The following is a 12,944-nucleotide window of genomic DNA, read 5'->3' on the forward strand; positions in this document are numbered from 1 at the left end:
GCCTCGGACGTGAGCGCCCTACCTGCTCTGCGCAGCCTCGGCCTGCTCCTGCCGGGCAGCCGCCCGCAGGCTCGTGACCGTAGTGACGACGAGCACCGCGCCGATGACGCCGAGCGAGACCGGGGTGCTGATCTCCGGGACGGCGACACCGCTCTCGTGCAGGGCGTGCAGGACGAGCTTCACCCCGATGAAGCCGAGGATCACCGACAGCCCGTACGAGAGGTGCACCAGCTTCCGCAGCAGACCGCCGATGAGGAAGTACAGCTGCCGCAGGCCCATGAGCGCGAAGGCGTTGGCGGTGAAGACGATGTACGGGTCCTGGGTGAGACCGAAGATCGCCGGAATTGAGTCGAGCGCGAAGAGGACGTCGGTGGTGCCGATCGCCAGCATGACGACCAGCATCGGGGTCATCAGGCGCTTGCCGTTCTCGACGACGACCAACTTGGTGCCGTGGTACCGGTCGGTGGACGGGAAGCGCCGCTCGACCGCCTTGAGAAGCCGGTTCTCCTCGAACTCCTCCTCTTCCTCGCCGCCCCGCGCCTCCTGGATGAGCTTCCACGCGGTCCACACGAGGAAGGCGCCGAACAGGTAGAAGATCCAGGAGAAGTTGGCGATGACCGCCGCGCCCGCGCCGATGAAGGCGGCCCGCAGCACCAGGGCGATGAGGACGCCCACCATGAGCACGCGCTGCTGGAAGATCGTCGGCACCGCGAACTTGCCCATGATCAGCACGAAGACGAAGAGGTTGTCGACGCTCAGCGACTTCTCGGTGATGTAGCCGGCGAAGAACTCACCGGCCGGTTCACCGCCGCCGAAGACCAGCAGCCCGAGCCCGAAGAGCCCCGCCAGGGCGGTCCACACCGCCGTCCAGATCCCGGCCTCCTTGACGGAGACCTCATGCGGCTTGCGCCCGCCGATGAAGAAGTCGGCGGCCACCAGTGCGCACAGACCGAGGATGGTCAGCACCCACAGGGTCAACGAAACGTCCACGGTCCCTCCGACACGTCGAGTGTACGGAAAACGGTACAGGGAGACCCATGGAAAAGTAAAAAGAAAACCAAGTCCGCTGGTCGTGGTGGCGTCTGGACGTCAGTGCCCCGTCGGGCGTCAGAGCCCCTGGGCGCGCCTGGCCCGGCCCACCTGCCACAGCACCCGCCGCACCACATCGCTCCCGGCCGGTACGGACGACGGCTCGTACGTCCACGCGTGCCCCACCCAGGGGTCGGCGAGGTGATCGTCGGGCACGGGGGTGATCCTCAGCAGGGTGCGCCACAGCAGGTCGAGCAGCGGGCCGAACTCCCGCGCGTCCTCACGGTCCGCGACCAGCACGACGTGCACCCCCACGGACGGCCCCTCGTCCACGAGGTACCGCAGCCGGTTGACGGCGCGGTCGTCGAAGCCGTGCGGGAAGTCGTTGACGATCAGCAGCTGCTCCCCCGTGTCCAGGCCGGGCGGCAGCGCGTCGACGGCACCGCTGCGCACCGCCATCTGCACCAGGTCGACGCGGCGGGTCAGCCGCGCGAGCAGCTCGGCCACCCCCTGCGCCCCGGCGGCCGGGGGCTCGCGCAGCACCCCGTACTCCAGCAGCGGGGCGAGCGCGGAGGCGGCCGATCCCGCCGGGTCGGCGACCTGCACCGCGAAGTCGCCGACGGGATGCACGGCCAGCAGCCGCGCGGCGAGCGCCACCGCGCAGTCCAGGGCGAGCCGGCGCAGCTCGGCGCTGTCGGCGAGCTCCGCGCCGGGCGGGCGGCCGCAGTCCACCCACAGCCCGCGCTCCATCGGCAGCCGCACCAGCATCGGGATGCGCAGGTCCCTGCGCTCCGGCAGATGGAGATCTCCCAGGCGCAGCGCGATCGGTGTCTCGCGGGGCTCGTGGTGGTTCTGCCAGACGGCGCTGTCCCAGCGTGCGAACGCGGGCGGCAGGGCGCGTTCGACGACGCCGGCCTCCGCGACGAGCCGGTCGAGGTCGCGGTCGAGCACGGCGCGGGCCTGGCCGACGAGGTGTGCGTGCCTGTCCTTCGCCGCGGCCCGGGCCGCGTCCGCGGCGGGGCCGATCCGCGTACGGGGGTCGGCGAGCAGCCCGTCGAGCTCCCGTTCCAGGCGCGAGTCGGCGAAGCCGGCCGCGCCGCGGTACGCGGCGGCGGCGCGGGCCAGGTCCTCGAACATGCCCCGCACCTGGTTGTAGAGCCGCTCCTCCGGGGTCCAGCCCGTGGCATCCCCCGCCACCGGCTCGGGCGTCTCCCGGACCCCCGGGCCGCCGAAGGCCGCGGCCACCCGGTCCGCTTCGGGCAGGCCCTGGTCGCGCAGCAGGTCGGCGAGGCCGCCCGCATGGCCCTGGCCGACCGCGCGGACCCGCCACGCGCCCTGCCGCCGGTACAGCTCCAGGGCGGTCAGCGCGGCCTCGGCGTCCAACCCGGTGACGGTGAAGCAGGCGATCGCGCCTTGGGTGCGCCCGGCGACCTCGAGGTGGGGCGCGGCCGTCGCGCCGAAGCATGCCGGTCCCCCGCCGGGCGCGGGCACGAGCAGGACGGCCACGCGGTGCACCGTCTCGGGCAGCGCGTCCAGGTCGACGGACAGCCGGTGCGCGGTGCCGGACCCGGCGGGCAGCTCCACCCCCGGGACGGGCGGGGTCCCGGGTCCGGCGACCCGCTCCGGGCCGGGCACCCGGCCGTCGGCCCCGCCGAGCGTCACCCCCACCAGCACCGGGTCCGCCGCCGAGACCCGGATGTCCAGCCGGGTCTCGGGCAGCGGATGGTTCTGGCCCCGCACCAGCTCGGCCGTCATGCCCGCTCCCCCCTCGTCCTCCGTGCCGCTGGTTCTACAGGCTCGCCGCGATCGCCGGCATGAGGTCCTGGAAGGTCCGGCCGTCGGCCGGGGCGCCGATGGCCGTCATCTGCCAGCCGCCGCCCGCGGTCCGGTGCACCTTCGCCATGATCTGCGCGGTGTACGGGCCGCCGCCGTCGAGGGTGTAGCGGGCGAGCTCCTGGCCGGTGGTCTCGTCGACCAGTCGGCAGAAGGCGTTGCTCACCTCCGCGAAGGTCTGCCCGGTGAAGGAGTTCACGGTGAAGACGATCTGGTCGACGTGCACGGGCACGCGCTGCAGATCGACCAGGATCGCCTCGTCGTCCCCGCCCTGGCCCGCGCCGCCGACGAGGTTGTCGCCGGTGTGGCGCACCGAGCCGTCGTCACTGACGAGGTGCTGGAAGAACACCACGTCCACCGGCTGCCGTTCGGCGAACAGGACCGCCGAGGCATCGAGGTCGATCTCCCGGGTGCGCTTCCCGAACAGGCCGCGCCGCGGAGCCGCCTGCCATCCCAGCCCCATCCGCACCGCGGAGAGGCTGCCCCCGTCGGCCTTCAGCAGGCTCACGCCCTGGCCCTTGCTCAAGTTGACGGCCACGTCAGTCCTTTCTCGTGTCGCGTGTCCCCCGTGGCCACGACCCTATGCACTGACGTGGGCCCACCGCTCACCCGAGAGTGACTTTGTGGCGATCTTGCAACATCTCTCCGGACATTTTTGAGCAAGAACTGTGCAAAGAGCCGAGCCAGGGGCCGGGTGACGGGCCGTCAGGCGAGTCCCGCTTCCTTCATCTGCCGCAGCTCCTTCTTCAGCTCGCTCACCTCGTCCCGCAGCCGTGCCGCGACCTCGAACTGCAGCTCCGCCGCGGCGGCCCGCATGCGGTCCGTCATGTCCTCGATGAGCTGGGCGAGTTCGGCGGCCGGACGGTCCGTGGCCACGACCTCCTTGCGCTTGCCCTTCGCCTTGCCGCCGGCCAGCGCGGTGGGGACCGGAGCCTTCCCCTTGCCCTGGTCGCCCTTGCGGTACCCCGAGCCGAGCAACTCCTGGGTGTCGATCTCCTCGCGGGCGAGCGTGGCGACGATGTCGCCGATCTTCTTCCGCAGCGGCTGGGGGTCGATCCCCCGCTCCTTGTTGTACGCGATCTGCTTCTCGCGGCGGCGGTTGGTCTCCTCGATGGCCTTCTCCATCGCCTTGGTCATCTTGTCCGCGTACATATGGACCTGGCCGGACACATTGCGCGCCGCACGGCCGATCGTCTGGATCAGCGACGTCCCCGACCGCAGGAAGCCCTCCTTGTCCGCGTCGAGGATGGCGACCAGCGACACCTCCGGCAGGTCGAGACCCTCCCGCAGCAGGTTGATGCCGACCAGCACGTCGAACTCACCGGCACGCAGCTCCCGCAGCAGCTCGACACGGCGCAGCGTGTCGACGTCGCTGTGCAGATACCGCACCTGGATGCCGAGTTCGAGGAAGTAGTCGGTGAGGTCCTCCGCCATCTTCTTGGTGAGGGTGGTGACGAGCACCCGCTCGTCCTTCTCGGTGCGCACGCGGATCTCGTGGACCAGGTCGTCGATCTGCCCCTCGGTCGGCTTGACGACGACCTCCGGGTCGACGAGGCCGGTGGGCCGGATGATCTGCTCCACGAAGCCGTCGGAGCGCGAGAGTTCGTACGGCCCCGGGGTCGCGGACAGATAGACGGTCTGCCCGATGCGCTCGGTGAACTCCTCCCACTTCAACGGCCGGTTGTCCAGGGCCGACGGCAGGCGGAAACCGTGCTCGACGAGGGTGCGCTTGCGGGAGGCGTCCCCCTCGTACATCGCGCCGATCTGCGGGACGGTGACGTGCGACTCGTCGATGACGAGCAGGAAGTCGTCCGGGAAGAAGTCGATCAGGGTGTTGGGCGGGGAACCGGGCTCACGGTCGTCCATGTGCAGCGAGTAGTTCTCGATGCCGGAGCAGGAGCCGATCTGGCGCATCATCTCGATGTCGTACGTGGTGCGCATGCGCAGCCGCTGCGCCTCGAGCAGCTTGCCCTGCTTCTCCAGCTGGGCGAGCCGCTGCTCCAGCTCCGCCTCGATCCCCACGATGGCCTTCTCCATCCGCTCGGGACCGGCGACATAGTGGCTGGCGGGGAAGACGTGCAGCTCCTGGTCGTCGGAGATGACCTCGCCGGTGAGCGGGTGCAGGGTGGACAGCGCCTCGATCTCGTCGCCGAACATCTCGATGCGCACGGCGAGTTCCTCGTAGACCGGGAAGATCTCGATCGTGTCGCCGCGCACCCGGAAGGTGCCCCGGGTGAAGGCCAGGTCGTTGCGCGTGTACTGGATCTCCACGAAGCGCCGCAGCAGCACATCGCGGTCGATCTCCTCGCCGACCTTCAGCTGCACCATGCGGTCCACGTACTCCTGCGGCGTGCCCAGGCCGTAGATGCAGGACACGGACGCGACCACGATCACATCACGCCGGGTGAGCAGGGAGTTGGTCGCCGAGTGGCGCAGCCGCTCGACCTCCTCGTTGATCGAGGAGTCCTTCTCGATATAGGTGTCCGACTGCGGGACATACGCCTCGGGCTGGTAGTAGTCGTAGTACGACACGAAGTACTCGACGGCGTTGTTGGGCAGCAGCTCGCGGAACTCGTTGGCCAGCTGCGCCGCGAGCGTCTTGTTCGGCGCCATGACCAGGGTCGGCCGCTGCAGCTTCTCGATCATCCACGCCGTGGTCGCCGACTTGCCGGTGCCGGTCGCACCGAGCAGGACGACATCCTTCTCACCTGCGCGGATGCGCCGCTCCAGCTCCGCGATGGCTGCCGGCTGGTCACCATTGGGCTGGTACGGGCTGACGACCTCGAAGGGCGCCACCTTGCGTTCGATCTGGGTTACGGGCCGCATGAGACCACCGTACGACCTGCCACTGACAGCGGGGGTCCGGGCGCACTCCCAACGCCCCTGCGCTGGTTGCGGGCGGGTTGCCGGGGAAGAATGAGCTTCATGCGCATCCGTCCCGCTTCCGCCGTGCCGCGGGCCCTGACCGTCCTCCTGTCGGCCATGGCGGTCGCGCTGGGCATCCTCGCACCGCCCGCGGTGGCGGCGCAGCATCACGTGCCGGTCACCATCGGTCACCGCGGGGTACCGGTGAAGGCGCCGGAGAACACGCTCGCCTCGATCGACGGGGCGGCACGCCTGGGCATCCGCTGGGTGGAGAACGACGTCCAGCGCACCAAGGACGGCGCGTTGATCGTCCTGCACGACACCACCCTGGCCCGGACGACCGACGTACGAAAGCGCTACCCCGGCCGCGCGCCCTGGAAGGTCGCGGACTTCACCCTCGCCGAGATCGAACGGCTCGACGCCGGCAGCTGGTTCGGCCGCGGCTTCGCCGGCGAGCGGGTGCCCACGCTCGGCCGCTACCTGCGCCGCGTCGACCACAACCGCCAGAAGCTGCTGCTGGAGATCAAGGCGCCCGGACTCTACCCGGGCATCGAGCGGCAGATCGCGGACGAACTGCGCGGCCGCGGCTGGCTCGACCGGCGGCACGGCGAGGCGCTGGTGGTCCAGAGCTTCGACGCGGCGTCCGTGCAGCGCTTCCACCGCCTCCTGCCCGGAGTGCGGACGGGCTTCCTGGGCACGCCGAAGCCGGCGGAGCTGCGCGCGTACGCCGCGTTCGCCGACCAGATCAACCCGGCGGACCGCACGGTCACCGCCGCCTGGCTCCGTGCCGTGCACGCCGTGCGGGGCCCGCACGGACGGCCGCTGGAGGTCTCCGCGTGGACGGTGGACGACCCCGGCCGGGCGGTGGCGCTCGCGCACCTGGGCGTGGACCGGGTCATCAGCAACGCACCCCACGTCGTGGCGGCGGCACTCGCCGCGGACGCCGAGGACCGTACGCCCTTCTCCGTCGTCCTCGGCTGGCTGGGCCTCGCATAGTTCCCATGGCGGGTGGATGCTGGTACCAGGAGATGTTGCACATGCTGCGTACCGGCAACGAACCCATGACCGCGCGCAGCCCGCTGCGACTGCGCTGCGGACTCGCCGTATTCGGGCTGGTGTGCGCTGTCGGCGGCATCCTGCTGTTCGCCGCCGCCGGGCACCCGGGGTGGGCGGTCGTCTTCGGCATCCTGGCGCTGGTGACCGTCGTCGACCTGGGCGTGATCATCCACCACATCCGGCAGGGCCCGCACTACCAGCCGGGCCGCGACATACCGCCGTACGAGCCCGTCCGGGACAGGGACACCCCGCCCCCGCCGAAGAACATGCCCTAGGGAGCGCTCAGGAAGGACCGTGCCCGGGCCACGTCCCGTGCGCGGTCCTCCTCCTGTGCGGCCTCCCACGCGCGGCGCGCACTGCGCACCTGCTCGCCGAGCGCCTGGGCGTACGGGCCCACGCGCAGTGCCTCGCGCAGGCCGATGCGGCCGGACAGGATCTCCTCGGCCATTTCCTTCAGCACACCTCCCGCTCCGCCCTCGGCAAGCCGCTCGAGGGCCTGGTGCACCACCCGGGCCGCGGCGGGGTCCCGGCCGGGAGCGAGGAATTCCTCGTGTCCCACGCGGTGTTCGTGCATGTGTGTCTCCTCGCCGGCTCACACGGCCGGATGGTCGTAGCTCGCGGGCGGCAGCGGGAATTCGTCGAATCTGCCCGACACTTCGGCTCCCACCTGTGCCAACAGCCCGTAGGCGCCGTCGATTTTCCAGCGCAGTGCGCTGAGGGTCTTGGTGATCTCGCCCCACAATTCGCCGATGCGCACGAGTTCGGCGGCCCCGACGGTGTAACCGGTCACCGCTCCCCACCCCGTCCAGGACAGCGACGTCCCGGCCGCCCAGGACAGGGCGGCGGTCACCGCGCTGTCGGCGATCTGTCCCAGCAGCTGCCCCACCGCATCGGCCGTCGCCGACACTCCGCCGGCCGTGGCGAGATACTGCTTGCGCATCGTCTCGAGCGACCGCGCGATGTCGTGCAGATTCCCCGACAGCGCATCGAAATAGACGAATGCGGCGTCGGCCGCGCGGCCGTCCCACGTCGCGTCGAGGCTGTGGTTGCCCGTATCGAGATTGACCGCCAGGTCCGTGCAGAACCGGGCCAGGTTTTCCCAGAGCTGGGCACAGCGCGCATAGGATTCCCAGTCACCGGCCAGCCAACGCTGCGTTTCCTCAAGGGGATTGAAACCGAGGGCGAGATCGAGGATTTCGGCCGCCCACGCCGCGGGGCTGACGAATTCGTTCACGTCGTCGAGCGCCTTGAGCGGCGCCGCGAACCGCTCCGGCGTGCCGGGAGCGGTGAGACGGGCGACGGGGCAGGTGACGTCCCGGTATGCCTCGCCGCCGGTCACCGGCGGATCTCCGGGTAGGCGGCGTCCAGTTCGGCCGCCTGCGCGAGGTCCGTCGAACGGTAGAAGGCCGCCGCCGCACGCAGTTCGCCGGCCGAACCGGCGAGGATCGCCCGCAGCCGCCCGAGCGTTGTCTTCACCGTCTCTTCCAGGTCGCCGTGCAGGGCGATGACGCCCGACAACAGCCCCTGTGCCGAGGCGTCGACGGTGCCGTACCGCCCGGCGTAGGCACGCGCATCCGCCGCGTCCTCCGCGGCGCGGCACAGCAGTCGGGCGAATCCTTCGAGATCGGCTGACGAGACACGCAAATCCATCGCGGCAGGCTAACCACCGCACTGCCGCCCGGCCTTGGAGAACCGGCTCTCTCACCCGATCGAATGATCAGTTCTGCCCGGCCCGCTTGCGCAGCTCCGCCCAGACCTCCGCGACCCGGGCCTCGAGCTCCTCGAGCGGGCCGTCGTTGGCGATGACCAGACCGGCCACCGCCAGGCGCTGTTCACGGGTCGCCTGCGCGGCCATCCGGGCCCGCGCCTCCTCCTCGGCCATCCCCCGCAGCTCCACGAGCCGTTCGAGCCGGGTCTCCTCACCGGCGTCGACCACGATCACCAGGTCGTACAGCGGCGCGAGTCCGTTCTCGGCGAGCAGCGGAACGTCCTGCACGACGATGGCGTCCGGGCCCGCCTCGGCCTCCAGCTCCTGCGAGCGGGCGCGCACCAGCGGGTGCACGATGGCGTTGAGCGCCTTGCGCCGCTCCTCGTCGGCGAAGACGATCGCACCGAGCCTGGGACGGTCGAGCGTACCGTCGGCGGTGAGCACGCCCGGGCCGAACTCGGCCACGACCGCCTCGAGTCCGGGCGTTCCCGGTTCGACCACCTCGCGCGCGATCCTGTCGGCGTCGATGATCACCGCGCCGTGCGCGGCGAGCAGCCGCGACACCTCGCTCTTGCCCGAACCGATTCCGCCCGTGAGGCCCACCTTCAGCATGGGCCCCACGCTATCGGCCTGCCGTTCAGAGGCCGCCGTCGCCCTCCCGGTCGGCGAGGAATCGCTCGAATTCGGCGCCCAGTTCATCGGCGGACGGCAGCTCGACCGGCTCCGCGACCAGGCTGCCGCGCGTCTCGGCGCCCGCCACCGCGTCGTACTGGTGCTCAAGTCCCCTGACGAGGGCGACCAGTTCCTCGTCGCCCTCGGCGATCTGGCGCTCGATCGCCTCCTGGGTGCGCAGGGCCTCCGTCCGCAGGGCGTGCGCGGTGCCGGGCAGCACCAGCCCCGTAGCGGCGGTCAGTGCTTCCAGCGCCGTCAACGCGGCGTCCGGGTAGGGGGATCGTGCCACGTAGTGCGGGACATGGGCGGCGATGCCGAGCACATCGTGCCCCGCCTCGGCCAGCCGGAACTCGACGAGCGCCTCCGCGCTCCCCGGCACCTGGGCCTCGTCGAAGTAGGAGCTGCTGCCGCGCACCAGCTCGGCCCGGTTCCCGTGCGGGGTGATCCCCACGGGCCGGGTGTGCGGAACGCCCATCGGGATGCCGTGGAAGTTGACGGACAGCCGCACCCCGAGGCGCTCCACCAACTGCCGTACGGCCGCGGTGAACCGCTCCCACTCCACATCCGGCTCGGGGCCGGCCAGCAGGAGGAACGGCGCACCGGTCGCGTCCTGGACGAGGTACAGCTCGAGCTTCGGCACCTCGTACGACGTCCAGCGGTCGCGCTCGAAGGTGAGCAGGGGCCGGCGTGCCCGGTAATCGATCAGCCGGTCGTGGTCGAAGCGGGCGACGACCTGGTGCGGAAGGTCGTCCAGCAGCCGCCGGACGATCTGGTCACCGGTGTCGCCTGCGTCGATGTACCCGTCGAAGTGGTAGAGCATGACCAGACCGGCCGTGTCCTGGGCCAGGGCCAGGTCGGCCACGGCGAGCCCCTTGGGCTCCCATTCGTACAAACCCTGCGGATCCAACACAGTGACCGTTCCTCCTCATGTTCCGTAAGGGGGAACGTTCTTGGCCGCCCGGACCATTCCCGCCGGACACAACCCGAACCCAACCCGGACGCAACAAGGCCCGTTCCCCAAGGGGAACGGGCCTTGTCTCAGTCAGCTATACAGCCGCTGGCGTCAGAGCCTCAGCTCTGGCCACCGCCGGCCAGCTTCTCGCGGAGGGCGGCCAGCGCCTCGTCCGACGCCAGGGCGCCGGAGTTGTCGGCCGACTCCGAGGAGTACGAGCCACCACCGGAGACCGGAGCGGCCGCAGCGGCCTGGTCACCGGCGGCAGCAGCCTCGGCGTCCGCCTCGCGGGACTTGATGACCTGCTGCTGGTGCTGCTCGAAGCGGGACTGCGCCTCGGCGTACTGGCGCTCCCACTCCTCGCGCTGCTTCTCGTAGCCCTCGAGCCAGTCGTTGGCCTCGGGGTCGAAGCCCTCGGGGTAGATGTAGTTGCCCTGGTCGTCGTAGGACGCGGCCATGCCGTACAGGGTCGGGTCGAACTCGACCACGGACGGGTCGGCACCGAAGGACTCGTTGGCCTGCTTCAGCGAGAGGCTGATGCGGCGGCGCTCGAGGTCGATGTCGATGACCTTGACGAAGATCTCGTCGTTGACCTGGACGACCTGCTCCGGGATCTCCACGTGGCGCTCGGCCAGCTCGGAGATGTGGACCAGGCCCTCGATGCCCTCGTCGACGCGGACGAACGCACCGAACGGAACGAGCTTGGTGACCTTACCCGGGACGACCTGACCGATCTGGTGGGTCCGGGCGAACTGCTGCCACGGGTCTTCCTGGGTCGCCTTGAGCGACAGGGAGACGCGCTCGCGGTCCATGTCGACGTCCAGGACCTCGACCGTGACCTCCTGGCCGACCTCGACAACCTCGGACGGGTGGTCGATGTGCTTCCAGGACAGCTCGGAGACGTGGACGAGACCGTCGACGCCGCCCAGGTCCACGAAGGCACCGAAGTTGACGATCGAGGAGACGACGCCGGAGCGGACCTGACCCTTCTGCAGGGTGGTGAGGAACGTCTGGCGGACCTCGGACTGGGTCTGCTCGAGCCAGGCACGGCGGGACAGGACCACGTTGTTGCGGTTCTTGTCCAGCTCGATGATCTTGGCCTCGAGCTCCTTGCCCACGTAGGGCTGGAGGTCGCGGACACGGCGCATCTCGACCAGGGAGGCCGGGAGGAAGCCGCGGAGGCCGATGTCGAGGATGAGACCACCCTTGACGACCTCGATGACGGTACCGGTGACGATGCCGTCCTCTTCCTTGATCTTCTCGATCGTGCCCCAGGCACGCTCGTACTGAGCGCGCTTCTTGGACAGGATCAGGCGGCCTTCCTTGTCCTCCTTCTGGAGAACGAGGGCCTCGACCTGGTCACCGACGGAAACGACCTCGTTCGGGTCGACGTCGTGCTTGATCGAGAGCTCGCGGGAGGGGATGACACCCTCGGTCTTGTAACCGATGTCGAGCAGGACCTCGTCCCGGTCGACCTTCACGATGACGCCGTCGACGATGTCGCCGTCGTTGAAGTACTTGATCGTCTCGTCGATCGCGGCGAGGAAGGCTTCCTCGTTACCGATGTCGTTGACCGCAACCTGCGGGGTGGTGGCGGTGGTCTCGGTGCTGCTCGTCATGTGGGAAAGGGCTCCGGTACGGACATTGAAGTCGTAGGTACTGCTACGCCGTGAGCCCTTGTACCGCACCGCCGAAGCCGGACAGCCTTGGAGACGCACTCTCCGGGGGCCCAAAAGCCACCGAAGGCGCCTCGTACAACCGAGGGGACATACAACAAGTGCGAAAGCGGCCTGCTCCGTCCGAGGCGCGCAGGCCCGCAGCGCAACTTGTAGCATACGGGGGCAGCCGGACACGGTCAATGCGCGAAGGCGCACACCAGGGACAAAATGCCCTAGACCCGGCACAACTCACGTTGCGCGAGGCCACGGAGGCCCCGCGACGGCCCCGGAGCGTCACGCCGTGGCGTGGGCCGTACACGGTAACGAAGACTACTGCCGAGGGCATGATCGCCGAGATGATCCACGAGTACGAGCCCCAGGCGACCCGCCGGACCAGCGGGGACGCCGAAAGCAGCCGGGCCAGCCGCGGCTGGTGGGACCGCAACGCCGACGAGTACCAGACCGAGCACGGGGCGTTCCTGGGCGACGACCGCTTCGTCTGGGGCCCCGAGGGGCTCGACGAGGCGGACGCGGCGCTGCTGGGCCCGGCCGAGGCCCTCGAGGGGCGCGCCGTCCTCGAGATCGGCGCCGGGGCCGCGCAGTGCTCGCGCTGGCTGGCGGCCCGGGGCGCACGGCCCGTGGCCCTGGACATCTCGCACCGGCAGCTCCAGCACGCCCTGCGCATCGGCGGTGACATACCGCTGGTGGAGGCGGACGCCGGGGCGCTGCCGTTCGCGGACGCGTCCTTCGACCTGGCCTGCTCGGCCTACGGCGCCATTCCGTTCGTGGCCGACCCGGTGCAGGTGATGCGCGAGGTGCGCCGGGTGCTGCGGCCCGGCGGGCGCTGGGTCTTCTCCGTCACCCACCCCATCCGCTGGGCGTTCCCGGACGAGCCGGGGCCCGAGGGCCTGTCGGTCGCCGCCTCGTACTTCGACCGCACCCCTTATGTCGAGCAGGACGAGACGGGCCGGGCCGTCTACGTCGAGCACCACCGGACGCTGGGCGACCGGGTGCGCGACGTCGTGGCGGCCGGATTCCGCCTCGTCGACCTGGTCGAGCCGGAGTGGCCGCACTGGAACACCCAGGAGTGGGGCGGCTGGTCCCCGCTGCGCGGCCATCTGATCCCGGGGACCGCGATTTTCGTGTGCGAGCGGGACTGAGGCGACACTGG

General features: G+C 70.4%; 13 protein-coding genes. 3 read left to right on the forward strand and 10 right to left on the reverse strand.

Annotation, left to right across the window (positions count from 1 at the left end):
* Positions 1-18: 18 nt before the first annotated feature.
* The 4 genes from ACV530_RS28335 to uvrB all read right to left on the reverse strand — a co-directional run bounded on the left by ACV530_RS28335 (position 19) and on the right by uvrB (position 5,688).
* Positions 19-990 (reverse strand): TerC family protein, encoded by a 972-nt coding sequence (locus tag ACV530_RS28335; protein WP_494335476.1) that lies wholly within the window; start codon positions 988-990, stop codon positions 19-21.
* A gap of 117 nt (positions 991-1,107) precedes the next feature.
* Entirely contained in the window at positions 1,108-2,784 is a 1,677-nt protein-coding gene (locus tag ACV530_RS28340) for a TerD family protein (protein WP_494335477.1), read from the reverse strand.
* 34 nt (positions 2,785-2,818) lie between these two features.
* Positions 2,819-3,400, reverse strand: a complete 582-nt coding sequence (locus ACV530_RS28345; RefSeq protein ID WP_494335478.1) for a TerD family protein — start codon at positions 3,398-3,400, stop codon at positions 2,819-2,821.
* Positions 3,401-3,567: 167 nt separating this feature from the next.
* Entirely contained in the window at positions 3,568-5,688 is a 2,121-nt protein-coding gene (gene uvrB, locus ACV530_RS28350) for an excinuclease ABC subunit UvrB (RefSeq protein ID WP_494335479.1), read from the reverse strand.
* Positions 5,689-5,787: 99 nt separating this feature from the next.
* Between uvrB and ACV530_RS28355 the strand changes: the two genes are divergently transcribed.
* Positions 5,788-6,723: a glycerophosphodiester phosphodiesterase gene (locus tag ACV530_RS28355; RefSeq protein ID WP_494335480.1), complete on the forward strand. Its 936-nt coding sequence runs from the start codon at positions 5,788-5,790 to the stop codon at positions 6,721-6,723.
* Between the two features lie 41 nt (positions 6,724-6,764).
* Positions 6,765-7,058, forward strand: a complete 294-nt coding sequence (locus ACV530_RS28360) for a DUF6343 family protein (RefSeq protein ID WP_494335481.1) — start codon at positions 6,765-6,767, stop codon at positions 7,056-7,058.
* Here the strand turns inward: ACV530_RS28360 and ACV530_RS28365 are convergent.
* From ACV530_RS28365 to rpsA, 6 genes are all read right to left on the reverse strand, one after another.
* On the reverse strand, positions 7,055-7,357 hold the full coding sequence (locus ACV530_RS28365; protein ID WP_494335482.1) for a hypothetical protein: 303 nt from the start codon (positions 7,355-7,357) through the stop codon (positions 7,055-7,057). The two genes, ACV530_RS28360 and ACV530_RS28365, sit on opposite strands and share 4 nt — an antisense overlap.
* Before the next feature lie 18 nt (positions 7,358-7,375).
* Positions 7,376-8,122: a hypothetical protein gene (locus ACV530_RS28370; protein ID WP_494335483.1), complete on the reverse strand. Its 747-nt coding sequence runs from the start codon at positions 8,120-8,122 to the stop codon at positions 7,376-7,378.
* The gene (locus tag ACV530_RS28375) at positions 8,119-8,433 is read right to left on the reverse strand and encodes a hypothetical protein (protein WP_494335484.1); all 315 of its coding nucleotides are present in this window, start codon (positions 8,431-8,433) and stop codon (positions 8,119-8,121) included. The genes ACV530_RS28370 and ACV530_RS28375 overlap by 4 nt, the downstream gene beginning before the upstream one ends.
* A gap of 67 nt (positions 8,434-8,500) precedes the next feature.
* Complete coding sequence (gene coaE / locus ACV530_RS28380) at positions 8,501-9,103, reverse strand: dephospho-CoA kinase (RefSeq protein WP_494335485.1); 603 nt, start codon at positions 9,101-9,103, stop codon at positions 8,501-8,503.
* A 25-nt stretch (positions 9,104-9,128) separates the two neighbouring features.
* Positions 9,129-10,073, reverse strand: a complete 945-nt coding sequence (locus ACV530_RS28385) for a proteasome assembly chaperone family protein (RefSeq protein ID WP_494335486.1) — start codon at positions 10,071-10,073, stop codon at positions 9,129-9,131.
* 161 nt (positions 10,074-10,234) lie between these two features.
* On the reverse strand, positions 10,235-11,734 hold the full coding sequence (rpsA, locus tag ACV530_RS28390) for a 30S ribosomal protein S1 (RefSeq protein ID WP_494335487.1): 1,500 nt from the start codon (positions 11,732-11,734) through the stop codon (positions 10,235-10,237).
* A 395-nt stretch (positions 11,735-12,129) separates the two neighbouring features.
* Between rpsA and ACV530_RS28395 the strand changes: the two genes are divergently transcribed.
* Positions 12,130-12,933: a class I SAM-dependent methyltransferase gene (locus ACV530_RS28395; RefSeq protein ID WP_494335526.1), complete on the forward strand. Its 804-nt coding sequence runs from the start codon at positions 12,130-12,132 to the stop codon at positions 12,931-12,933.
* Positions 12,934-12,944 lie beyond the last annotated feature (11 nt).

This window comes from Streptomyces sp. SX-6 (assembly GCF_059089585.1).

Coding starts and splice junctions, on each gene's coding strand:
- ACV530_RS28340 (WP_494335477.1), bottom strand. CDS start 2,784: ATGACGGCCGAGCTGGTGCGGGGCCAGAACCATCCGCTGCCCGAGACC.
- uvrB (WP_494335479.1), bottom strand. CDS start 5,688: ATGCGGCCCGTAACCCAGATCGAACGCAAGGTGGCGCCCTTCGAGGTC.
- ACV530_RS28355 (WP_494335480.1), top strand. CDS start 5,788: ATGCGCATCCGTCCCGCTTCCGCCGTGCCGCGGGCCCTGACCGTCCTC.
- ACV530_RS28360 (WP_494335481.1), top strand. CDS start 6,765: ATGCTGCGTACCGGCAACGAACCCATGACCGCGCGCAGCCCGCTGCGA.
- ACV530_RS28365 (WP_494335482.1), bottom strand. CDS start 7,357: ATGCACGAACACCGCGTGGGACACGAGGAATTCCTCGCTCCCGGCCGG.
- ACV530_RS28375 (WP_494335484.1), bottom strand. CDS start 8,433: ATGGATTTGCGTGTCTCGTCAGCCGATCTCGAAGGATTCGCCCGACTG.
- coaE (WP_494335485.1), bottom strand. CDS start 9,103: ATGCTGAAGGTGGGCCTCACGGGCGGAATCGGTTCGGGCAAGAGCGAG.
- rpsA (WP_494335487.1), bottom strand. CDS start 11,734: ATGACGAGCAGCACCGAGACCACCGCCACCACCCCGCAGGTTGCGGTC.
- ACV530_RS28395 (WP_494335526.1), top strand. CDS start 12,130: ATGATCCACGAGTACGAGCCCCAGGCGACCCGCCGGACCAGCGGGGAC.